This is a genomic window from Cupriavidus sp. AU9028 (assembly GCF_019795295.1).
Lineage (GTDB): Bacteria > Pseudomonadota > Gammaproteobacteria > Burkholderiales > Burkholderiaceae > Cupriavidus.
On the sequence record NZ_JAIMCG010000013.1, the window covers coordinates 87,541 to 110,933 of the forward strand.

Below are 23,393 nucleotides of genomic sequence, written 5' to 3' on the forward strand. Positions count from 1 at the left end.
CCATCAACCCCGCCCTCCCGCACCGAAGTCTTCCGCAAGGGACGGTCCGGCGTAGTGGAACGGCACCGGGCCGTCCGCTTCGGCATGGACGAACTGATGCACGAACGGGTCGGTCGAGGCGCGCAGCGCGTCAGGCTCGCCCTCGGCGGCGATACGGCCGTTGGCGATGAAGTACACGTAGTCGGCGATCTGGAAGGTCTCGTTCACGTCGTGCGAGACGATGATGGTCGTTGCGCCCAGCGCATCGTTCAGGGTGCGGATCAGCCGGGCGGTCAGGCCCAGCGAGATCGGGTCCAGTCCGGCGAACGGCTCGTCGTACATCAGCAGCGCCGGATCGAGCGCGATCGCCCGGGCCAGTGCCACGCGGCGCGCCATGCCGCCGGAAATCTGCGATGGCATCAGGTCGCGCGCCCCACGCAGCCCGACCGCGTTCAGCTTCATCAGCACCAGGTCGCGGATCATCGCGTCCGGCAGGTCCGTGTGCTCGCGCAGCGGGAAGGCCACGTTGTCGAAGACCGACAGATCGGTAAACAGCGCGCCGAACTGGAACAGCATGCCCATCTGCCGCCGTGCCGCATAGAGGCCGGCGCGGTCGAGCTTGCCGATATCCGCGCCATCAAAGCGCACCTCGCCGCGCGTGGCGCGCACCTGGCCCCCGATCAGACGCAGGACGGTGGTCTTGCCACAGCCGGAGCCGCCCATGACCGCCACCACCTTGCCGCGCGGAATACGCATGGAGAGGCCGGAGAGGATGGGCTTGCCGCCCGCCGCATAGGCGAAGTCGACGGCTTGCAGTTCGACGAGGGTGGAATTGAGTTCGGTCACGGTGGCATCGCGAGGGACGGACGGCATTATAAGTGCTAACACCTATACTTGCCCGTGACCGTGCCTCGCAACACCTGGGCGACGAGTGGCGCCAAAACAACTCCGGGTGGCAAACCGCCGCGACGAGCGGTCGGGTCCCGGCCCCACGTCAGGGTTCCACCGGTCGGCCCGCCTGCCGCAGAATCACCTGCCACTGGATCGATTCCGAGCGGATCGCGGTGGCGAACGCTTCCGGGGAATCGCGCAGCGGCGTCAGCCCCACCTCGTGCAGGCGCTCGCGCACCTGCGGCTCCCGCACGATCTGGTCCAACGCGCCAGCCAGCTTGCCGACGATGACACGTGGCGTCTTGGCGGGCGCCAGAATGCCCAGCCAGGGCCCGGCGCCGTAGCCGTCCATGCCGCTTTCGGCCAGCGTCGGCACGCCGGGCGCCAGCGAGGAACGGCTCGAGCCGGCGACCGCGAGCAGGCGCAGCGCGCCGCTCGCCAGGTGCGGCTCCACCGCCGCATAGTTGCAGAAGCAGGCGCTGACCCGCCCGGCGAGCACTTCCTGCACTAGCGCGGCCTCCCCTTTCGCCGTTACCAGCGGAATCCCGTTCGGGATGCCGCGGATCGCGTATTCGGCGTACAGATGGGCCGGTGTACCGGGCTGTGCCGTGCCGATGCTGTAGGCGGAGGGATTGGCGCGGGCGGCATCGAGCCACTGCTGCGGGGTGCGCACCGGCAGGCGCCCGTTCACCGCCAGAAACAGCGGCATCGACACCACCCGGGCCACCGGTGTGAAGTCGCGCAGCACGTCGTGGGCCTGCGGCTCGACGCCGGGCTGGATCAGCACGGTGGACTGGTGCAGCAGCAGGGTATGACCGTCCGAGCTGGCGCGCGCGACCACATCGCTGGCGGTAGTGCCGTTGGCGCTGGGGCGGTTGTCCACCTCCACCGGCACACCAAGGTGCTGGGTCAAGCGCTCCGCCAGAAAGCGGGCGATGGCATCCGGCACACCGCCGGCCGGGAACGGCACGATCAGCCGGACCGGCCGCGAGGGCCAGGAATGGGGCGAGCGATCGGTCAAGCGTGCCGCGGCAGGTTCGCCGCGACCGTTGCCGGCGGCGGCCTGGGCCGGCGCCGCCAACGGCAGCGCGAGCAGCGGCGCGGCGCCAGGCGCGGCGAGCAGCACCACGGCCCGGCGCAGGAAGCGCCGCCGTGGCGCCGCAGCCGACGCATCGGCCCGGATCGGTGAATCGGCCGGCGGCCTGGGCACGGCAAGGAAGTGCTGGCTCGCCTTTCCTTGCCAAAGCCGCGCAAGCATGCGAACTTCGGGCATCAAATTCCTCCGGCGCGCCAGCCAGGCGGCGCGTCTGGATTGAATGACAAGGGATTAGCGAGGCAGTCTTTGGCTTTTCTTTGTCTCCATTGTAAGTAGGCCCGCCAGAGGGGCACAGACCGCGTTAACCATAGCCGGGACAACCCTCGGGACGGCAGCGCGCCAGGGGCCGCAAAAGGAGGAAAGGCGCCTCTTCTATAATTACCGCCATGTCCGAATTTCTTCTGCGGCCGATGGCGGCGGCCGATCTGCCCGCCGTGCTGGCGGTGCAGGCGCAGTGCTATCGGCCCGACCTGATCGAAGCGCGCGAGGCGCTCGAAAGCCGGCTGGCGATGGACCCGCAGCTTTGCTGGGTCGCAACACGCAAAAATCCTGCCGATGACGGCCAGCCTTCCGTGGCGGCCTATCTGCTCACTCATCGCTGGAATCGAGAGACGCTGCCGGCGCTCGGGGCGGTATTGGAGCCGCCCTGCTGCGATGCAAAATCTGCGGTCCCGCCCTCTCTTACCTGGTATGTGCACGACATGGCAGTGTCGCCGATGGCGCAGGGCCACGGCCTGGCCGGGCGGCTCTATGACGCCGCCTGCCGGGCAGCGCGGCAGGCGGGATTGCGCTGCTCCCGACTGGTAGCGGTGCAGGCGGCCGCGCGCTGGTGGCGGCGGATGGGATATGCGCCGGTGGCACTGCCGGCGCAAGACCTGGCGCGGCTGGCGCCGGTATTGGCACACTACGGCGAGGGGGCATTGATGATGGAGCGGCGCCTGGATGCGGCGACCACGGGCCCGGCCGGGCTCCGCTAGCGAGGGTTAACGAAAAAGGGCCCGCGCCGGAGCGCGGACCCTTTGTTCCCTGCCGGTTGCGGCCGCCCGGCAGCGGGCGGCCGTCCCTGGCTCAACGCGGCAATTCGCTGCTGCCCATCAGGAAGGCATCGACCGAGCGCGCGGCCTGGCGGCCTTCGCGGATGGCCCACACCACCAGCGATTGTCCGCGGCGCACGTCGCCCGCGGCGAACACCTTGGGCACGTTGGTGTAGTAGGCGCGCTCGCCTTCGGTGCCGGCCTTGGCATTCTTGCGGCCATCGGTATCGACACCGAACGCGTCCAGCACCGAGCCCACCGGGTTGGTGAAGCCCATCGCCAGCAGTACCAGGTCGGCCTTCAGCACGAACTCGCTGTCCGGCACTTCCTGCATGCGGCCGTCCTTCCATTCGACCCGGCATGCCTTGAGCGCGCTGACCTTGCCGTTCTCGCCGATGAACTCCTTGGTGGCAACCGACCAGTCGCGCTCGCAGCCTTCCTCGTGCGAGGAGGAGGTGCGCAGCTTGATCGGCCAGTACGGCCACACCACCGGCTTGTTCTCCTGCTCGGGCGGCTGGGGCAGCAGCTCGAACTGGGTGATCGACGCCGCCCCGTGGCGGTTGGAGGTGCCCACGCAGTCCGAACCGGTGTCGCCGCCACCGATCACGATGACATGCTTGCCGTCGGCGCGGATCTCGTTGGGGCCGTCGCCGGCCACTTCCTTGTTCTGCGGGATCAGGAATTCGAGCGCGTAATGCACGCCGTCCAGGTCGCGGCCAGGCACCGGCAGGTCGCGCGGCACTTCCGCGCCGCCGGCCAGGATGACCGCGTCGAACTGGTCCATCAGCTCCTTCGCGCCAATGGTCTCGCGTGCGTAGTTCTTGATGCCGGCCGGCAGCGCGCCGTCCGTCACCATTACGCCGGTGCGGAAGGTCACGCCTTCGGCCTGCATCTGCTCGACGCGGCGGTCGATCAGCGTCTTCTCCAGCTTGAAGTCGGGAATGCCGTAGCGCAGCAGGCCGCCGATGCGGTCGTTCTTCTCGAACACGGTGACGTCATGGCCGACGCGCGCCAGTTGCTGGGCGGCCGCCAGCCCCGCGGGACCGGAGCCGACCACGGCGACCGCCTTGCCGGTCTTGTGGCTCGGCGGCTGCGGATGCACCCACTTTTCTTCCCAGGCCTTGTCGCCGATGGCCCGCTCGATCGACTTGATGCCGACCGGGTCCTCGTTGATGCCCAGCGTACAGGCCGCTTCGCACGGTGCCGGGCAGATCCGGCCGGTGAACTCGGGGAAGTTGTTGGTCTGATGCAGGACGTCGATGGCCGACTTCCAGTCCTGGCGGTACACCAGGTCGTTGAAGTCGGGAATGATGTTGTTGACCGGGCAGCCGTTGTTGCAGAACGGAATGCCGCAGTCCATGCAGCGCGCGCCCTGCACCTTCGCTTCGTTGTCCGCCAGGCGGAAGACGAATTCCTTGTAGTGCTTCACCCGCGCCGGAGCGGGCTCATAGCTCTCGCTCTGGCGGGGAAATTCGAGAAAGCCAGTCGCCTTACCCATGTTGCTTCCTTGGTCTTGCCGGGCTGCCGCATGCGTGGCGGCAGCCCCTCGTGAGGTCATTTGTTGTAGGCCCGGCCTGCAGGCCGGGCGCCGGTTCAGGCTGCGATCGCGCGCTTGCCGGTACCCTGGGCCGCCTGCTCCTGCGCGTACATCTCGCTCAGCGCGCGCTTGTACTCGGTCGGGAACACCTTGACGAACTTGCGTCGTGCGGTGGTCCAGTCCGCCAGCAGCGCCTTGGCGCGCTCGGAACCGGTGTAGCGGAAGTGCTGCTCGATCAGGTTCTTCAGGATCACCTCGTCGAGCTGGCGCTGGCCGCCGATCTTGTGCCAGGTGGCCGGGCTCTGGCCCTTCTCCTGGTCGCTCGCACCGAGCACCGCCTCCAGCGCCACCATCGAGGTGTTGCAGCGCTTGTCGAACATGCCGTCCTCGTCGAAGACGTAGGCCACGCCGCCCGACATGCCGGCTGCGAAGTTGCGGCCGGTGCCGCCCAGCACGACCACCGTGCCGCCGGTCATGTACTCGCAACCGTGGTCGCCCGTACCTTCCACGACCGCGACGGCGCCGGAGTTGCGCACTGCGAAGCGCTCGCCGGCCACGCCGTTGAAGAACGCTTCACCGGCGATGGCGCCGTACAGCACGGTGTTGCCCACGATGATGTTGCGGGTCGGATCGCCGCGGAACTCGTGCGGCGTGCGCACGATGACGCGGCCGCCCGACAGGCCCTTGCCGACGTAGTCGTTGGCGTCGCCGACCAGATCCAGCGTGATGCCGTGTGCGAGGAACGCGCCGAACGACTGGCCAGCGGTGCCCTGCAGCTGGATGTGAATGGTGTCGTCCGGCAGGCCGTCGTGGCCGTGCTGGCGCGCCACCACGCCCGACAGCATCGCGCCGACGGTCCGGTTCACGTTCTTGATCGGCTGGATGAACGAGACCCGCTCACCCTTGTCGATCGCTGCGCGCGACTTGGCGATCAGCGTGTGGTCCAGCGCCTTGCCCGATTCGGGCGCGAGGCCGTGGTCCTGCGTATCGGTGTGGAACCGCGGCTGGTCGCCCGGGAACGGCGGCTGGTAGAAGATGCGGGTGAAGTCCAGCCCGCGCGCCTTCCAGTGCTCGATGCCGCCGCGGGTGTCCAGCAGGTCGACGCGGCCGATCAGCTCGTCGAAGCTGCGGATGCCCAGCTGCGCCATGATCTCGCGCGCTTCCTCGGCAACGAAGAAGAAGTAGTTCACCACGTGCTCGGGCTTGCCCTGGAACTTGGCGCGCAGCACCGGATCCTGGGTGGCGACGCCGACCGGGCAGGTGTTCAGATGGCACTTGCGCATCATGATGCAGCCCTCGGCGACCAGCGGCGCGGTGGCGAAGCCGAACTCGTCGGCGCCCAGCAGCGCGCCGATCACGACATCGCGGCCGGTCTTCATCTGGCCGTCGGCCTGCACGCGGATGCGGTTGCGCAGGCCGTTGAGCATCAGCGTCTGCTGCGTCTCGGCCAGGCCCAGCTCCCACGGCGTGCCGGCGTGCTTGATCGACGACCACGGCGAAGCGCCGGTGCCGCCGTCATGGCCGGCGATCACCACGTGATCCGCCTTGGCCTTGGCCACGCCCGCGGCCACGGTGCCCACGCCCACTTCCGATACCAGCTTGACCGAGATGTCGGCCTGCGGGTTGACGTTCTTCAGGTCGTGGATCAGCTGGGCCAGATCCTCGATCGAGTAGATGTCGTGGTGCGGCGGCGGCGAAATCAGGCCCACGCCCGGCACCGAGTAGCGCAGCTTGCCGATGTACTCCGACACCTTGTGCCCCGGCAGCTGGCCGCCTTCGCCCGGCTTGGCGCCCTGCGCCATCTTGATCTGGATCTGGTCGGCCGAGGCCAGGTATTCGGCGGTCACGCCAAAGCGGCCTGACGCCACCTGCTTGATCTTCGAGCGCAGCGAATCGCCGTCCTTCAGTTCGATATCGCGCTCGACCACGCCGTCGCCCAGCAGGCCCTTGAGCGTATCGCCCTGCTTGATCGGGATGCCGCGCAGTTCGTTGCGATAGCGCTTCTCGTCCTCGCCGCCTTCGCCGGTGTTCGACTTGCCGCCGATGCGGTTCATGGCGATGGCCAGCGTGGTGTGCGCCTCGGTCGAGATCGAGCCGAGCGACATCGCGCCGGTGGCGAAGCGCTTGACGATTTCCTTGGCCGGCTCGACCTCGTCCAGCGGAATCGCGCGGGCCGGATCGACCTTGAACTCGAACAGGCCGCGCAGCGTCATGTGGCGGCGGCTCTGGTCGTTGATCAGGTTCGCATATTCCTTGTAGGTCTGGTACGCACCTTCGCCGTCGTTCGCGCGCACCGCGTGCTGCAGCTTGGCGACCGAATCCGGCGTCCACATGTGTTCCTCGCCGCGCACGCGGAACGCGTACTCGCCGCCGGCTTCCAGCATGTTCTGCAGCACCGGGCTGTCGCCGAAGGCGTCGCGGTGCAGGCGCAGCGCTTCCTCGGCGACCTCGAAGATGCCGATGCCCTCGACGTTGGATGCCGTGCCGTGGAAGTACTTCTGCACCAGCTCGCGCGACAGGCCGATCGCCTCGAAGATCTGCGCGCCGGTGTACGACATGTAGGTGGAGATGCCCATCTTGGACATCACCTTCTGCAGGCCCTTGCCGATCGCCTTGGTGAAGTTCTTGATGGCCTTCTCGGCCGACAGCTCGCCCGACAGGCCCTGGGCCATCTCGGCCAGCGTTTCCATCGCCAGGTACGGATGCACGGCTTCGGCGCCGTAGCCGGCCAGCAGCGCGAAGTGATGCACTTCACGGGCCGAGCCCGTCTCAACCACCAGGCCGGTGGACGTGCGCAGGCCCTTCTCCACCAGATGGTGGTGGATGGCCGAGGTGGCCAGCAGGGCGGGAATCGCGACGTGGCCCGCATCGACGCGGCGGTCCGAGACGATCAGGATGTTGTAGCCCGACTTGACCGCATCGACCGCTTCCGCGCACAGCGACGCCAGGCGGGCCTCGATGCCCTCCTTTCCCCAGTCGGCCGGATAGCAGATATCGAGCTCGTACGAGCGGAACTTGCCGCCGGTGTAGTGCTCGATGTTGCGGATCTTGGCGATGTCCTTGAAGTCCAGCACCGGCTGGGACACTTCGAGGCGCATCGGCGGGTTGATGTTGTTCAGCTCCAGCAGGTTCGGCTTGGGTCCGATGAAGGACACCAGCGACATCACCATGTTCTCGCGGATCGGGTCGATCGGCGGGTTGGTGACCTGGGCGAACAGCTGCTTGAAGTAGTGGTACAGCGTCTTGTTCTTGGACGACAGCACCGCCAGCGGCGAGTCGTTGCCCATCGAACCGGTGGCTTCCTCGCCCGACACCGCCATCGGCGCCATCAGGAACTTGACGTCCTCCTGGGTGTAGGCGAACGCCTGCTGACGGTCCAGCAGCGGAGCGGCCGGCTTGGCTTCGGCGGCGACGTCCTCCGGCTTCGCATCGATCTCGTCGAGCTTGATGCGCACGGCCTCGATCCAGCTCTTGTACGGCTTGGCGTTGGCCAGGTTGTCCTTCAGTTCCTTGTCGTCGATGATGCGGCCCTGCTCCATGTCGATCAGGAACATCTTGCCCGGCTGCAGGCGCCACTTCTGCACCACGCGCGACTCGGGGAACGGCAGCACGCCGGCTTCCGAGGCCAGCACCACGACGTCGTCCTCGGTGACGTAGAAGCGCGCCGGACGCAGGCCGTTGCGGTCCAGCGTCGCGCCGATCTGGCGGCCGTCGGTGAAGCAGATCGCCGCGGGGCCGTCCCACGGCTCCATCATCGCGGCGTGGTACTCGTAGAAGGCGCGACGGTTGTCGTCCATCAGCGTGTGCTGCTCCCACGCCTCCGGAATCATCATCATCATCGCGTGCACGAGCGGGTAGCCCGACATCGTCAGCAGTTCGAGGCAGTTGTCGAACGAGGCGGTATCGGACTGGCCCGGATAGATCAGCGGCCACAGCTTGGGCAGGTCGTCGCCGAGCACCGGCGAGGAAATTGCGCCGGTCCGCGCGTTGATCCAGTTGACGTTGCCCTTGACGGTGTTGATTTCGCCGTTGTGCGCCACCATCCGGTACGGGTGCGCCAGTTCCCAGGCCGGGAAGGTGTTGGTCGAGAAGCGCTGGTGCACCAGGGCCAGCGCCGAGATGGCGCGCGGGTCCTGCAGGTCCAGGTAGTACTGGCCGACCTGGTTGGCCAGCAGCAGGCCCTTGTACACCACGGTACGCGCCGACATCGACGGCACGAAGTATTCCTTGCCGTGCTTGAGCTTCAGTGCCTGGATCGCGTGACTGGCGGTCTTGCGGATGACGTACAGCTTCCGCTCCAGCGCGTCGGTGGTCATGATGTCGCGGCCACGCCCGATGAAGATCTGGCGGATCACCGGCTCGGTCTTGCGCACCGTCGGCGACATCGGCATGTCGGCGTCGACCGGCACATCGCGCCAGCCCAGCACGACCTGGCCTTCCAGGCGCACCGTGCGCTCCAGCTCCTGTTCGCAGGCCAGGCGCGAGGCATGCTCCTTGGGCAGGAAGATCATGCCGACGCCATATTCGCCGGCCGGCGGCAGGTTGACGCCCTGCCGCGCCATTTCCTCGCGATAGAACTGGTCGGGGATCTGGATCAGGATGCCCGCGCCGTCGCCCATCAGGTGGTCGGCCCCGACCGCGCCCCGGTGGTCCAGGTTCTCGAGGATCTTCAGGCCCTGCTGGACGATCTCGTGGCTCTTCTTGCCCTTGATATGGGCAACCATGCCGACGCCGCAGGCGTCATGCTCGTTGGTCGGGTCGTACAGGCCCTGTGCCTGCGGGACGGACGGGTTTTGCGATTGGTCCACGGGCTTCGATTCCGGTGATCGCGGCGCGCATCTGAAACGGGCAGGCCGCACGGACCGGGCACGGCGCCGCCATCTGGAAGGCGAGCGGGCGCAAGGGGACCGTATCGGCGTGCGCGTGCATGACGCGCCGCACAATGACTGTGGGTGCAGCCACTATAAAAGAATCGCTTTCCACCCGCAAAAATATTAAATGGGGTCAGATAACATTAACTCATGCCCTCTTTTGGTGATGGTTTTTAATTGGGGACAGATTACTAGCGGCACCAACTTGGGGCATGAGAAGGCACCTCGTCGCTAGCTCCCGGTTCAGCCAGCAGACTCTTCGCTCGTTCTTGCCGCCCGCGGGCGACCCTTCGGCAACGGCTTGACGCGACGCTCGGCAAGCCGCTCCAGACGAATCAGGAACGCTTCGTCGCCAAGCGGCCAGCCGCTGTGCGCGTGCTCCCGCAAGGTCGCCAGCGTGCGCTGCGACAGCCCTTCCGCCGCCAGGGACTGGTAACGCGATTGGCGCTCGAAAGGCGTGTTGCCGAGCGCCCAGTAGACGGAGTGGTCGCTCACAACCGGACTCGACTCCAGGCCACAATGATGCCGGTGGGTGGACCAGGGATCGCGGTCGGGAGTGTTGACTTCGGCATCGCGCACGGCGTTGCCCTCGACGTAGAGCATGGCCGGCAGCAGCCAGGTATCGGCATCGATCACCGCGGAGCGGAAGCGCCCTTCCCACAGCGTGCCGGTACGCCCGGCCTTGCGGTTGAAGTAGCGGCCGTAGCGCCGGCCGATGGCCTGCATGGTCAGGCTCAGCGAGTCGGGCTGCTTCGGTGTGACGAGCAGATGGATATGCGTAGGCCGCAGCCCGTAGGCGTGTACGGCCAGACCGTGCTCCCGCGATGCCATGCGCAGGCAGTCGAGATAGAAGCGATAGTCTTCAGGGTCCGCGAAGACAGGCTGGCGGTTGTTGCCCCTCTGCAACACGAGGGCGGGAAGATCGATGGGGGAAAAGCGCGGGAGGCGAGCCATGGAGCGTCCTTCACGGAACAGGCCGCCATGATAGCCTGATCCGTCCCCATTTTCTCGGGGACGGGCGCTGGGCTAGTTCTGCTCGCCGACGGCGAACATCCGGCGGTGCTCGCGAATGGCGTAGCGATCGGTCATCCCGGCGATGTAGTGCGCGATCAGGCGCGCCTGATCTGGCCCGCCCACACTGGCCTGATACTGTGGCGGCAGCAGCCGGGGATCGTCGCTGAAGGCGGCGAACAGGTCCGAAATGATGCGCTGCGCCTTGGCCGACATGCGCATCACCAGATAATGTCGGTACAGGTGCTGGAACAGGAAGCGCTTGAGGGTCTGCGCCTCCTGCCGGATCGGCTCGCTGAAGGCAACCAGCGGCCGCGCCTCCCGAACCTCGTCGACATTGCGGGGGCCGGCCTCGGCGATATTGCGGCTGGTGGTGTCGATCAGGTCGACGATCAGCGTGTTGATCATCCGCCGGACCGTTTCGTTGATCAGCCGGCGTCCGCCGATACCGGGGAAGGCCGCCTCCACCTCGGCGCGATGCCGCTCCCACATCGGCACCTGCTGCATCTGCTCCAGCGTCAGCAGGCCGGAGCGCAGGCCATCGTCGATATCGTGATTGTTGTAGGCGATCTCGTCGGCCAGATTGGCCAGCTGCGCCTCCAGCGAGGGCTGCGTACCTTCCAGGAAGCGCTTGCCCAGCGGACCCAGCGCGGCGGCGTTGGCGCGCGAGCAATGCTTGAGAATCCCCTCGCGCGTCTCGAAGGTCAGGTTCAGCCCGTCGAAGCCGCCGTAGCGCTCCTCCAGCTGATCGACCACCAGCAGGCTTTGCAGATTGTGCTCGAAGCCGCCGTGCTCCTTCATGCAGGCGTTCAGCGCGTCCTGCCCCGCGTGGCCGAACGGCGTATGGCCCAGATCGTGCGCCAGCGAAATCGCCTCGACCAGATCCTCGTTCAGGCGCAGCTGGCGTGCGATCGAGCGGGCGATCTGCGCCACCTCCAGGCTGTGCGTCAGCCGCGTGCGGAACAGATCGCCCTCGTGGTTGACGAACACCTGGGTCTTGTACTCCAGCCGGCGGAAGGCGGTGCTGTGGATCACGCGGTCACGGTCGCGCTGGAATTCGCTGCGGGAGGTCGAAGCCGGCTCGGCATGCAGCCGTCCACGGCTCTGGGACGCGTGCGAGGCATAGGGAGCGAGATGGCTTTCGAGGTCGGGCATGCGCAATTCCAGGGTCGGGTTCGCTAGCGGTGAAACAGCCGAACGGTCAAACGGTATCAAACAGTCAAACGGTATCAAACAGTCAAACGGTCACGATTGGCGAAACGCTGCAATCGGGTCGGGCTGGCTACCGTCCTCAGGCGACCGGATTCTCCGTTGGCGGCCGCAGCACGGCATGGCGCAGCGTCGCCCGCAGGTCGGCGTCCGGCACGCTGGTGATCAGCGCCTCGCCGAGCTTGCGCAGCAGGATAAAGCGGATCTCGCCGGCCTCGGCCTTCTTGTCCACCTTCATCAGTTCGATATAGCGGTCGACGCCCAGGTCGGGGGCCACTACCGGCAGCATCGCCGCCGACACCAGCCGCTCGATGCGCGCCCGCGTCTGGACGTCGATGAAGCCCAGCCGCTGGGACAGGTCCGCCGCCATCACCATGCCGCAACCTACCGCTTCGCCGTGCAGCCATTCGCCGTAGCCCATGCCGGCCTCGATCGCGTGGCCGAAGGTGTGGCCGAAGTTCAGCGTCGCGCGGATGCCGCCCTCGCGCTCGTCCTGCGCCACCACGCCGGCCTTGATTTCGCACGAGCGGCGCACCGCCTCGGCCATGGCCGCGGTGTCGCAATCGTTCAGCGCGCGGATATTGGCCTCGATCCAGCCGAAGTACGCAGCGTCGGCGATCGCTCCGTGCTTGATCACCTCGGCCAGCCCCGCTGCCAGTTCGCGCGGGGGCAGCGTCTTCAGCGTGCCGATGTCGGCGAGCACCGCCTGCGGCTGGTGGAACGCGCCGATCATGTTCTTGCCCAGCGGGTGGTTGATGCCGGTCTTGCCACCCACCGACGAATCGACCTGGGCCAGCAGCGTGGTCGGCATCTGCACGAACGGCACGCCGCGCATGTAGCAGGCCGCGGCAAACCCGGTCATGTCGCCCACCACGCCGCCGCCCAGCGCGATCAGCGTGGTCTTGCGGTCTGCCCCCGCCGCCAGCAGCGCATCGAAGATCAGGTTCAGCGTTTCCCAGTGCTTGAAGGACTCGCCATCGGGCAGCGTCACGGTGCGCACGCGCTTGCCAAGGCTGGCCAGCGTCGCCTCCACGCGCGGGGCGTAGAGCGGACCGACCGTCTCGTTGGTCACGACGACGGCATGGCTGCCGCGCACGTGCGGCGCGAGCAGGTCGGCGCGGTCGAGCAGTCCCTCGCCGATATGAATGGGATAGCTGCGCTCGCCGAGCGCGACTTCAAGCGTGATCATCGGAATCCGGGCAAGACGGTGAAGGTTGGGTGGGAGCGGACGAGGATTGCGCGGAAGGTGCCGGGGAAGGTGCCGCGGAATGCCGGGCCGGGCCGCGCCGGTCGCCGCCGGGCTGACCCGCCAGCGGAAAGCCGGCCATCTCCAGCTGCATCAGCACCATGTTGGCAAGCTGGGCGACAGTGGGGCGGCCGGTCTCGATGACGAAGTCCGCCACCTGCCGGTACAGCGGATCGCGCTGCTGGTACAGCGCTTCCAGCCGCGCCTTCGGATCCTCGGTCTGCAGCAGCGGCCGGTTGCGGTCGTGCCGGGTACGCAGCCACAGGTCGTGCGCGCTGGCGCGCAGATAGACCACCGTGCCGCGCGCCTTCAACCGGTCGCGGTTGCCGGGCCGCAGTACGGCGCCGCCACCGGTCGCGAGCACGATGCCCCTGCGGCCTGTCAGCTCGTCGATCATCTGCGCCTCGCGCTCGCGGAAGCCCTCTTCGCCCTCGTGCTCGAAGATGATCGGAATCCGCACGCCGCAGCGCTCCTCGATTTCATGGTCGGAGTCGAAGAAGGGATAGCCCAGCCGCCGCGCCACGGCGCGTCCCACGGTGGTCTTGCCGGCCCCCATCAGGCCGACGAAGAAGAGGTTGGGGCGAGATTCGCTCACGTTGGGCTGGCCGCTGCCGCACGACAGCATCGGCAACGGATCGGAGGGTGGTAACGGCATCATCTTCGTCTGTCGGGACCGATGGGGCAAGCGATGCCGCCGCTGCCATCCTGGGTCTGCGGCCCTGGGCGACGCTGCCTTCATCTCGGTCAAGCCCGTCAGTCTACTGCATCGATCCCACCGGCAGCGATTGCACGCGCCAGCGTCACGGCTCGAGGATGCTGGGCGTCAGGAACATCAGCAGCTCGGTGCGATCGTCCACCTTTGCTTGCCCGCGAAACAGGCGGCCGATGCCGGGCAGGTCGCCCAGCCCCGGTACGCGCGTCACGTCCGTGCGCCGCGTCTGCGTATAGATGCCGCCGAGCACCACCGTGCCGCCGTTTTCCACCAGCACCTGCGTCTGCACATGCTTGGTGTCGATGGCAAACCCCTGCGTGGTCTGGATACCGACGCTGTCCTTGCTGATATCCACGTCCATCAGCACATGGCCCTCGGGCGTAATCATCGGCGTCACCTCCAGCCGCAGGTTCGCCTTGCGGAACTGCACGGATGTCGCGCCGCTCGCGCTGGCGGACTGGTAAGGCAGTTCCGTACCCTGCTCGATCAGCGCGCGCGCATGGTCGGCGGTGACCACTCGCGGCGTGGACAGGATGCGCCCCTCGCCGTCCGCCTCCAGTGCGGACAGCTCCAGCGCCAGCAGCCGCCCCGCCGCCCGGCTGAACAGGCTGACCGCGATACTGGCCGGCGCCACGCCGCGCAGCGCCCCTGCCGGCATGCTGAACAGCGCGTGCTCGGCATCGGCATTCTCCGCCGCGGCGGCCGGCACCCTGGGCAGTGCGCTGCCATAGCGGCTTGCCACCGCCGATTGCCCCTGCCGGCTGGCAAAGCCCAGCTTGACGCCCAGATTCCGGCTGAAGGTGTCGTCCGCCTCCACTACCTTTGCCTCGATCAGCACCTGCCGGGCCGGAATATCGATGGTCGACAGCAGCGCCCGCACCGCGTCGAGGCGCTCCGGCAGGTCGGAGACAATCAGCTGGTTGGTCCGGGAATCCGCCGTCACGCTGCCCCGCCACGACAGCAGGCGCGATGCCCCGTCCGCGCCGGGCTCGCCCGTCGCGTGCAACACCGACGGCGTCTGCTCCGGCGTGTCGCCCGCCTGCCCTTGCGCCTCCGTCGCGCCCGCAGCGGTACCGGCCGCAAGCGCCGACCGGCCAGCCGGCCATGACGCGGCCGCTGGCAGCTGTGCCAACGCGCCCCCTCGGGCGGCCGGTCGCGAATTGCCCCTCAGCATGCCGTGCACCTGCTCCGCCTTAGCGTAGTTGAGCCGGAACACCTCCGTGCGCACCGGCTCCAGCGCGGCCCGCCGTTGCCAGTCCTGCAGCGCCTGACGCTCCTTCTCGGCGATCTCCGCGCGCGGGGCGATCCACAGCACGTTGCCCTCCCTGCGCGAGGCGAGGCCCGCCGCATCGAGCACCACCTGCAGGGCCTGGGGCCAGGGCACGTCCTTGAGCCGCAGCGTCAGTTCTCCCCGCACGCTATCGCTGGCGATGATGTTCAGGCCGGTGAAGTCGCCGAATACCGGCAGCAGCTGGCGCACGCCGACGCCGGTGAAATCGAGGGAGATGCGCCGCTGTGGCGCATCGGCGGGCAGATCGTCCGTTGCGGCCACGGCCGGCGCGAGCGTGACCAGCGGACCCAGGGCGAGCAGGAGCGCCAGCCTCGGCAGCGATGCGGTCCTCATGCCGGCCCCTGCTGCCGGGTCACCCGACTGGCCGATCCGCGCCGGCCCGCATGCCCCTCCGGCACACAGAGTTCGACTTGCCGCGCCTCGATGCGGCACAGCCGGGTTCCCTGCCGGTCCAGCTGCTGCCCGGCCCTGGCAAGGAAGAGCTCGCCCTGCGCACTCAGCAGCGCCGCCGCGTCCCGGCCGGAGCGGATGGTGCCGTGCAGCTGCAACGCTTCGACGGCGATCTCGCCGGGCAGCGACCGCCGCTCAGCCGCCCGCTGCCGATCGCCGGCCAGCAGGTCCGGAATGGGACCCGCTGCAGGCGCCCCCAGCCGCGCCCATGCCGCTGGCAGCGGCGGCACCATCGACCCCACGGGCGCGCCATCCAGGTACGCCTGCAGGCGTACGCTCAGACGTGCCATCCCGTCGGCCCCGGTCGAGGCGAGTTCAAAGCGGTCGATCGCCGTCACGCCGGGCAGCGTCGGGACCCGCGCGATCCATTGCACGATGGCCGGAAATCGGCCGGCAAGCTGCATCGCCAGGCCGACCGGTGCGCCGGACCCGGACGCGCCCATGCCGAGCGGGCGCAGCGACTCCACCGCTACCGATGCGCTGGCCGCACCGGGCAAGGCAAGCAGCAGCGCCTGAACCGGATACGGTTGCCATTCCCGCTCAAGCTCCGCCACGCGCCGGCGCACGGCCTCATCCCTCTGGCGCAGGCTGGCGAGCTCGGCGGCCGCCGCGCCGGCCTGCAGCATTGCGTGATGCAGCGCCGCGGTGCGCGCCTCCTCTCGCCGCAGCGCCTGCCATGCCGGCCCACAATGCCAGTGCCATGCCGCGGCCCCGGTCAGCATGACCATGGCAATGGCCACGGCGCCGGCCAGCATGGGCGGCCGCTCTCCCGCGCGTTCAGTTGTCATGCGGCCCCGGCAGCAGCGCCAGCCCGGCAATCCGCACCGTAAATGCCGTGGAGGCGCCGCCCGCGGGCCGCTCGTCCGCCGCGTGCGATTCCTCCAGCGTCGCCCCGAGGCCCGGCTGGCCCGGGAGCCCCCGCAGCGCCGCGAGCCACTGCGCGACCTGCCGCTGGGACGCCGCCACGCCATGCACCTGCAGCGTCTCGCCCACCTGCCGCATCCGTGTCACCGTCAACCGCTCCGGCGCCGCCTGCGCCATGCTCGTCAACTGGCCTGCCAGCACGCCGGCCTGGTCCCGCAGCGTGCGCAGCATCGATTCGCGTTGCTCGAGCGCGGCGATACGCTGCTGGAGCATCGCCGCCGCCCCGCCGCGTTGCCGCAGTCCGTGCAGACGCTCGCGCAACGGGGCGTTACGCAATTGCGCCGCCTCGAGCTGCCGCGCCAGCGCGACCGACGCGAGCAGCGCCCCCGCAAGCGCCAACGCCGTGCCCATGGCGCCGGCGAGCAGAAGCCGCCACGCCACCCGCCGCCGGCGCGCGGCCAGGTCGGCTCGATAGCGCAGGACCAGCGCCTCGTCGCTGCCTTCCCTCGTTGCCGGCGGCTCCCGATCCGACGGCAGCGCAAGGTCCGGCCAGACCGCCGCCTGCCGCTCCGCCTCACAGTTGGGCGCCCAGATCGGCCGGCCGAACGCCCTGCCCGCGACTGACCACCATGCATCCGTCATCGGCTCTCCCCTGATTGAACTCGGCAGTCCCGGGCCGCTCTAAGCGGGGCGTCCACCGGGAGGAGCAAGGTCCGCCCGACGTCATCCGGGCCGCGCCCTTTCCCGGGTCCTCACCCCTGCCGCGACCGCTACCGCTTCATTCTCCATGCCGCCCGCCCACCGGCAATGAGACAGGCACCCGGTTCTCAGATGCGCGCACGCATGAGGCGGCTGGCACGCCACCGCACCTGCCCGAGGGCGCGCAGCCTTACAACTTGTAACAGCGCCCCGGCGCAATGTGCGGTCGGCCACCCCGGTATGCCGGCGGACCGGGCGATATAATCCGGGCACTCCAATCTAGGTATTTCCCATGGCTACAGCACAACAGAAGCCGGCCCAACCGGCTCGCCGCCCGCTCTGGCTGCGCGCGATGTACTGGGGGCTGGGTCTGCTGGCGGCGGGTGTCGTCACCGCGGCCTTGCTGCTCGGCTACGCGCTGCTGGTCGCGGCCCCGAACCTCCCGTCGCTGGATACCATCACGGACTACCGGCCGAAGATTCCGCTGCGCATCTATACGGCGGACAACGTGCTGATCGGCGAATTCGGCGAGGAGCGCCGCAATTTCGTGCCGATTGCCGAGATTCCCGATGTGATGAAGAAAGCCGTGCTGGCGATCGAGGACGATCGCTTCTACGAGCACGGCGGCGTGGACTTCGTCGGCGTGCTGCGCGCGGGCCTGGCCAACCTGCGCGGCGGTCTGTCGCAAGGCGCCTCGACCATCACCATGCAGGTGGCGCGCAACTTCTTCCTCTCCAGCGAGAAGACCTATACGCGCAAGATCTACGAGATGATGCTCGCGTACAAGATCGAGGCGAACCTGAGCAAAGATCAGATCCTCGAGCTGTACATGAACCAGATCTATCTGGGCCAGCGCGCCTACGGCTTCGCGAGCGCCGCGCGCGTCTACTTCGGCAAGTCGATCAAGGACGTCACCGTGGCCGAGGCCGCGATGCTGGCCGGCCTGCCCAAGGCGCCGTCCGCCTACAACCCGGTGGTCAACCGCAAGCGCGCCAAGGTGCGGCAGGAATACATCCTGACCCGCATGCACCAGCTTGGCTACATCACGCCGGAACAGTACGCGCAGGCGATCGCCGAGGAACTGAAGGTGCGCAGCGAGGGCAACGAGTTCTCGACCCACGCCGAGTACGTCGCCGAAATCGTGCGCCAGCTGATGTACACGCAATATCGCGAGGAAACCTATACCCGCGGCCTGACCGTCTACACCACGCTGACCAAGGCCGACCAGGATGCCGCCTATGAAGCGGTGCGCGACGGCGTGATGAATTACGAGCGCAAGCACGGCTACCGCGGACCGGAGGCGTTCATCGACCTGCCCGCCAGCGCGGCCGAGCGCGAGCAGGCCATCGACGACGCGTTGCTCGAGCACCCGGCCAGCGACGACATGCGCTCGGCCGTGGTCACCGCGGCGTCCAGCAAGCAGGTGCGCGCGGTGCTGATCTCCGGCGAAGAGGTCGTGATCGAAGGCCCGGCGCTGCGCTTCATCGCCTCGTCGCTGGCGGCCAATGCCCAGCCCAAGGTCAAGATCCGCCCCGGTGCGATCATCCGCGTGACGCAGGACAGCAAGGGCGCCTGGACGGTGACCCAGCTGCCGGAAGTGGCCGCGGCCTTCGTCTCGCTGAACCCGAAGGACGGCGCCATCCGCGCGATGGTCGGCGGCTTCGACTTCAACCGCAACAAGTTCAACCACGTCACGCAGGCATGGCGCCAGCCCGGTTCGAGCTTCAAGCCGTTCATCTATACCGCGGCGCTGGAGAAGGGCTTTTCGCCCGCGACCGTCATCAACGACGCGCCGCTGTCGATCGGTCCGGATACCGGCGGGCAGGTCTGGGAGCCGAAGAACTACGACGGCAAGTTCGAAGGTCCGATGACCATGCGTCGCGCGCTGGCCAAGTCCAAGAACCTGGTGTCGGTGCGCATCCTGCGCGCGATCGGCACGCAGTACGCCCAGGAGTACATCACCCGCTTCGGCTTCGACGCCGAGAAGCACGCGGCCTACCTCCCGATGGCACTGGGCTCTGGCAGCGTCACGCCGCTGCAGATGGCGGGCGCGTACTCCGTATTCGCCAACGGCGGCTATCGCGTCAATCCGTATCTGATCGAACGGGTGGTCGACTCGCGCGGCCATGTGCTGTCCGAGACCAAGCCGCAGCGGGCCGACGAGGACGCCGTCCGCGTGCTCGACGCCCGCACCGCCTTTATCGCCGACAGCATGCTGCGCGACGTGGTGCGCACCGGCACTGCCTACAGCGCCAAGCAGCGGCTGGGCCGCAACGACCTCGCGGGCAAGACCGGCACCACCAATGACGCGGTGGATGCCTGGTTCGCCGGCTATACGCCCAATCTGGTGGCGGTCGCATGGATGGGCTACGACCAGCCCAAGAGCCTGGGCGTGCGCGAGACCGGCGGCGGCCTGTCGCTGCCGATCTGGATCAGCTACATGGGCAAGATGCTCAAGGGCGTGCCGGAAAGTCCGGACCGTCAGCCGCCCGAAGGCGTGCTGATGGTGGCAGGCGACTGGACACTCGAAGAGAACGCCGGTGGTGCGGGTGTGGCGTCGGTCGGCCTGGGCGATCCGTGGCCGGGCAAGGCCGAGGAAACACCGCAATCGCAGGCCGAGCACGAAGCCGAGAAGCGCCGCGTGCTGGAGATGTTCGGCGGAGGTTGATCGAGCGGTTTCCCCCTCGGGGGAACCGCTCCGTCGGCGGCGACGGTCAGCCCAGCTGGATCGTCGCCCCGGCCTGCTGGCTCAGGTAGCGCGACAGCGCCGCATTCATCTCGGTGCCTTCTCGCGTATCGACCCAGCGCTCCCCATCGCGGCGAAAATGAAAGCCGCCGGCGCGCGCCGCGACCCACAGTTCCTGCATCGGTGCCTGGCTGTTGATGATGATCTTGGATCCGTCCTCGAACTCCAGCTCCATCACATTGCCGGTGCGATTGATCTCGATGTCGGCATCGGCCGCGTCGGCGGCGGCCTCGATGGCGTTTTCCAGGCGGTCCAGCTCTTGCTCGGCCAGGGCCAGGAACTCGCTTTCGCTCAAAAGGGGCATGCTACACTCCAAGACCGCCAGGCACCCCGCGCGCCGGCCGTGCTGGCGTATATCGATTGATTGACCGGGTCCGGACGGACCCATGGAAGGACGACCCGATGTTGCGTCGTGTTGCGATTGTAGCGGCCTTTGCCGCCAGCCTTGCGATGCCCCTGCTGGCAGGTTGCGGAATCCGCGGCCCGCTCTACATGCCGCAGCGCCCGCCCGCGCCGGTGCCCCCGAGCGTGCCGGATCCGGGGCTGTCGCAGCCAGAGGCGCCGGCCGCCTCCTCTGGCGCATCGACCGGTGCATCGACCGGTGCATCGACCGGTGCATCGACCGGCGCACCTACCGGCGCAACCACTGGCGCCGGCAACGGCGCCGCTGCGTCGCCGTCCCAGCCCGCCCCCTCCCGCTAAGATGACCCCCTTTTTCCATCGTCGCGACGGCGCCCTCGCCGTCGAACAGGTTGCGCTCGCGCGCATCGCGGCCGAGTTCGGCACGCCCACCTATGTCTACTCCCGCGGCGCGCTGACCGCCGCCTACCGGGCCTACGCCGCGGCCTGCGAAGGCCGGCGTGCCCGCATCCAGTATGCGATGAAGGCCAACTCCAACCTGGCCGTGCTGCAGGTGTTCGCGCAACTGGGCGCCGGCTTCGACATCGTCTCCGGTGGCGAGCTCAAGCGCGTGATCGCGGCCGGCGGCGATCCCCGCAAGGTGGTGTTCTCCGGTGTCGGCAAATCCGCAGCGGAGATGGAACTGGCGCTGGCGCACGACGTGCTGTGCTTCAACGTCGAATCGATCCCCGAACTGGACCGCCTGAACGCGGTCGCCGGCCGTGTCGGCAAGCGGGCCCGGGTCTCGCTGCGGATCAACCCGGATGTCGATGCGCGCACGCACCCGTATATCTCCACCGGTCTGAAGGCGAACAAGTTCGGCGTGGCGTTCGAGGACGTGCTGCCGACCTACCGCGCCGCGGCAGCGCTGCCGCATCTGGAGGTGGTCGGCATCGACTGCCACATCGGCTCGCAGATCACCGAGGTCTCGCCGTACCTGGAAGCGCTGGACAAGGTGCTCGACGTGGTCGAGACACTGGAGCGCGAAGGCATCGTGCTGTCGCATATCGACGTGGGCGGCGGCTTGGGCATTACCTACGCCGACGAGACGCCGCCGGATACCACCGGCTTCGCCCGCACCCTGCTCGATCGCGTCGCCGAACGTGGCCACGGTCACCGGGAAGTGCTGTTCGAGCCGGGCCGCTCGCTGGTCGGCAATGCCGGCGTGCTGCTGACCACGGTCGAGTTCCTGAAGCCCGGCGCCGCCAAGAACTTCTGCATCGTCGATGCGGCGATGAACGACCTGGCGCGTCCGGCGATGTACGAGGCCTATCACCGCATCGAACCCGTCGCGGCGGCCAAGGCCGGCGTGCAAGCATCGATCTACGACGTGGTCGGCCCGGTCTGCGAATCGGGTGACTGGCTCGGCCGTGACCGCGAACTGGCGGTGCAGCCGGGCGACCTGCTGGCGGTGATGTCCGCCGGTGCCTATGGCTTCGTCATGAGCTCGAACTACAACACCCGTGGCCGTGCCGCCGAGGTGATGGTTGATGGCGAAGCGATCCACCTGGTGCGCGAGCGCGAGCGGGTCGAGGACCTGTTCCGCAACGAGCGGTTGCTGCCGGGCGCCTGAGCGCCGGCACACGCAGCCAAGGCCGGCACCAGGCAAGGCTAGCGCGCGCTGGCGGTCGTCGCGCCTTGCCGGTTCTTGCGGCCGCGCCACCACCAGAGCAGCCGCCAGCCAAGCAGGACCGCTACCACGGCGGCATAGATCGACACCTCCCCGAAGTCGTTCTTGCCTGCCTTGTGCCACCAGTAATGCAGGATGACCAGCACCGCGATCGCGTAGATCGAACGGTGCAGCGCCTGCCAGCGCCTGCCGCCGAGCCGGCGCACCATCGCGTGCGGCGACGTCGCCGCCAGCAGCAGCATCAGCACGAACGCGGCAAACCCCACGGTGATGAACGGCCGCTTCAGCACGTCCGCGCCCACCGAGCCCAGGTCGAAGCCGCGGTCCACCGCCAGCCACAGCAGGAAGTGCTGCGCGGCGTAGAAAAAGGCGAACAGCCCCAACAGACGGCGCAGCCGGAGCAACCCGGTCCAGCCGGTCAGGCGCCGCAATGGCGTCACGGCGAGCGTCACGCACAGCAGCACCAGCGCCCATGTCCCGGTCGAGCGCGTGACGAATTCGAGCGGGTTGGGGCCGAACTGGCCGGTCGCGCCCAGATACAGCAGCCGGGCGAACGGCAGCAGGGCCAGCAGCCAGATCGCCGCCTTTAGCCCCCGCACCTGCGTGGCGGACCACTGCGATGGCGCGGCCCGCCGCGTTCCCGCGGCAGGTCCAGGCGGCGTCGCCGGCCGGGGATCGGCCGCCATCAGTAGAACTTGCGCAGGTCCATGCCCTGGTACAGCGAGGCGACCTGGGCAGCATAGCCATTGAAAGGCAGGGTCTTGCGCTTGGGCGCGAACAGCGCCGCAAACCCGCCGCCATTGTCCTCGCCGATGCGGCGCTCGGTCGCCTGGCTCCAGCGCGGATGGTCGACCTCGGGGTTCACGTTGGCATAGAAGCCATACTCCTGCGGCGCGGCCACGTTCCAGCTGGTGCGCGGCTCGCTGTCCAGAAAGCGGATGCGCACGATCGACTTGGCGCTCTTGAAGCCGTATTTCCACGGCACCACCAGCCGCACCGGCGCGCCGTTCTGATTCGGCAGCACCTCGCCGTACAGGCCGAAGGTCAGCAACGTCAGCGGGTGCATGGCTTCGTCCAGCCGCAGCCCCTCGCTGTACGGCCAGTCCAGTACGGGGCTGCCCAGAGCCGGCATCTGCTTGCGGTCTGCCAGCGTGACGAACTGCACGTACTTCGCGCTGCCCAGCGGCTCCGCGCGGCGGATCAGTTCCGCGAGCGGATAGCCCACCCACGGAATCACCATCGACCAGCCCTCGACACAGCGCAAACGGTAGATCCGCTCCTCCATGCCCGCGAGCTTGAGCAGCGAATCGAGGTCGTACACCTTCGGTTGCCTGACCAGCCCTTCGACCGATACCTGCCAGGGGCGCGGACGCAGGCTGCCGGCATTGCGGGCCGGATCGCGCTTGTCGGTGCCGAACTCGTAGAAGTTGTTGTAGGTGGTGACGTCCTCCCAGGGCGTCGGCTTGTCGGGCGGCGCGTAGGCCTTGTTCGGCGTGGCCGGCAGCCTGGCGCCATGCGCGCCGTTCTGCGCAAAGGCCTGCCGCGCGGCCCACGGGGCCAGCGCACCGCCGGCCGCCCCTGCGGCCACCATCGCCATCCATCGTCGGCGCGACTCGAACAATGCCTGTGGCGTGATCTCGCTCGGCGCGATCGCCTCGCGATGGTCGCTATGGTCTCCGCGCAGCCGGCGCAGCGATGGATTGCGCATGGTGTTGCCTCGCATGCCTG

At 68.3% G+C, this 23,393-nt stretch carries 17 protein-coding genes and 1 pseudogene; 4 read left to right on the forward strand and 14 right to left on the reverse strand.

Translation table 11 applies throughout. The features are described from left to right. Positions 1-3: 3 nt before the first annotated feature. Positions 4-852, reverse strand: coding sequence for an ABC transporter ATP-binding protein (locus K6V06_RS15080; protein WP_222244722.1), 849 nt, complete (start codon positions 850-852; stop codon positions 4-6). A gap of 121 nt (positions 853-973) precedes the next feature. Continuing rightward, on the reverse strand, positions 974-2,143 hold the full coding sequence (locus K6V06_RS15085) for a tripartite tricarboxylate transporter substrate binding protein (RefSeq protein WP_222244723.1): 1,170 nt from the start codon (positions 2,141-2,143) through the stop codon (positions 974-976). Positions 2,144-2,352: 209 nt separating this feature from the next. Here K6V06_RS15085 and K6V06_RS15090 point away from each other — a divergent pair, with 209 nt between their 5' ends. Then, positions 2,353-2,943, forward strand: coding sequence for a GNAT family N-acetyltransferase (locus K6V06_RS15090; protein ID WP_222244724.1), 591 nt, complete (start codon positions 2,353-2,355; stop codon positions 2,941-2,943). A 91-nt stretch (positions 2,944-3,034) separates the two neighbouring features. Here the strand turns inward: K6V06_RS15090 and K6V06_RS15095 are convergent, their stop codons facing one another. The 9 genes and pseudogenes from K6V06_RS15095 to K6V06_RS15135 form a co-directional block, all read right to left on the reverse strand. Continuing rightward, a complete protein-coding gene (locus K6V06_RS15095) occupies positions 3,035-4,498 on the reverse strand; it encodes a glutamate synthase subunit beta (protein WP_222244726.1) in 1,464 nt (487 codons plus the stop codon). A gap of 95 nt (positions 4,499-4,593) precedes the next feature. After that, a complete protein-coding gene (locus K6V06_RS15100; protein WP_255581871.1) occupies positions 4,594-9,261 on the reverse strand; it encodes a glutamate synthase-related protein in 4,668 nt (1,555 codons plus the stop codon). Between the two features lie 390 nt (positions 9,262-9,651). Then, on the reverse strand, positions 9,652-10,362 hold the full coding sequence (locus K6V06_RS15105) for a transposase (protein ID WP_222244730.1): 711 nt from the start codon (positions 10,360-10,362) through the stop codon (positions 9,652-9,654). Between the two features lie 72 nt (positions 10,363-10,434). Further along, positions 10,435-11,574, reverse strand: a complete 1,140-nt coding sequence (locus tag K6V06_RS15110) for a deoxyguanosinetriphosphate triphosphohydrolase (protein ID WP_222244732.1) — start codon at positions 11,572-11,574, stop codon at positions 10,435-10,437. Positions 11,575-11,710: 136 nt separating this feature from the next. Then, positions 11,711-12,817 carry a 3-dehydroquinate synthase gene (gene aroB / locus K6V06_RS15115; RefSeq protein WP_222244733.1) on the reverse strand — a complete coding sequence of 369 codons (1,107 nt, stop codon included), beginning with the start codon at positions 12,815-12,817 and terminating at the stop codon, positions 11,711-11,713. After that, positions 12,804-13,499 (reverse strand): shikimate kinase, encoded by a 696-nt coding sequence (locus tag K6V06_RS15120; protein WP_370637479.1) that lies wholly within the window; start codon positions 13,497-13,499, stop codon positions 12,804-12,806. Before K6V06_RS15120 ends, aroB begins: the two co-directional genes overlap by 14 nt. A gap of 175 nt (positions 13,500-13,674) precedes the next feature. After that, positions 13,675-15,096: pseudogene (locus K6V06_RS15125) on the reverse strand (type IV pilus secretin PilQ); the annotation flags it as partial. Between the two features lie 110 nt (positions 15,097-15,206). Further along, complete coding sequence (locus K6V06_RS15130) at positions 15,207-16,115, reverse strand: hypothetical protein (RefSeq protein WP_222244735.1); 909 nt, start codon at positions 16,113-16,115, stop codon at positions 15,207-15,209. Continuing rightward, on the reverse strand, positions 16,105-16,833 hold the full coding sequence (locus K6V06_RS15135; RefSeq protein ID WP_222244736.1) for a PilN domain-containing protein: 729 nt from the start codon (positions 16,831-16,833) through the stop codon (positions 16,105-16,107). The genes K6V06_RS15130 and K6V06_RS15135 overlap by 11 nt, the downstream gene beginning before the upstream one ends. A gap of 349 nt (positions 16,834-17,182) precedes the next feature. Here K6V06_RS15135 and K6V06_RS15140 point away from each other — a divergent pair, with 349 nt between their 5' ends. Continuing rightward, positions 17,183-19,558 carry a penicillin-binding protein 1A gene (locus K6V06_RS15140; RefSeq protein ID WP_222244737.1) on the forward strand — a complete coding sequence of 792 codons (2,376 nt, stop codon included), beginning with the start codon at positions 17,183-17,185 and terminating at the stop codon, positions 19,556-19,558. 46 nt (positions 19,559-19,604) lie between these two features. On the opposite strand, the gene cyaY is transcribed toward K6V06_RS15140, so the two are convergent. Beyond that, entirely contained in the window at positions 19,605-19,940 is a 336-nt protein-coding gene (cyaY, locus tag K6V06_RS15145; protein ID WP_222244738.1) for an iron donor protein CyaY, read from the reverse strand. A 146-nt stretch (positions 19,941-20,086) separates the two neighbouring features. On the opposite strand from cyaY, the gene K6V06_RS20755 reads away from it, so the two are divergent. Continuing rightward, entirely contained in the window at positions 20,087-20,338 is a 252-nt protein-coding gene (locus K6V06_RS20755) for a lipoprotein (protein WP_255581872.1), read from the forward strand. 1 nt (position 20,339) lies between these two features. Then, positions 20,340-21,608: a diaminopimelate decarboxylase gene (lysA, locus tag K6V06_RS15155; protein ID WP_222244739.1), complete on the forward strand. Its 1,269-nt coding sequence runs from the start codon at positions 20,340-20,342 to the stop codon at positions 21,606-21,608. Between the two features lie 38 nt (positions 21,609-21,646). Here the strand turns inward: lysA and msrQ are convergent, their stop codons facing one another. After that, the gene (gene msrQ / locus K6V06_RS15160; RefSeq protein ID WP_222244741.1) at positions 21,647-22,351 is read right to left on the reverse strand and encodes a protein-methionine-sulfoxide reductase heme-binding subunit MsrQ; all 705 of its coding nucleotides are present in this window, start codon (positions 22,349-22,351) and stop codon (positions 21,647-21,649) included. Next, the gene (gene msrP, locus K6V06_RS15165) at positions 22,351-23,373 is read right to left on the reverse strand and encodes a protein-methionine-sulfoxide reductase catalytic subunit MsrP (protein ID WP_222244743.1); all 1,023 of its coding nucleotides are present in this window, start codon (positions 23,371-23,373) and stop codon (positions 22,351-22,353) included. Before msrP ends, msrQ begins: the two co-directional genes overlap by 1 nt. Positions 23,374-23,393 lie beyond the last annotated feature (20 nt).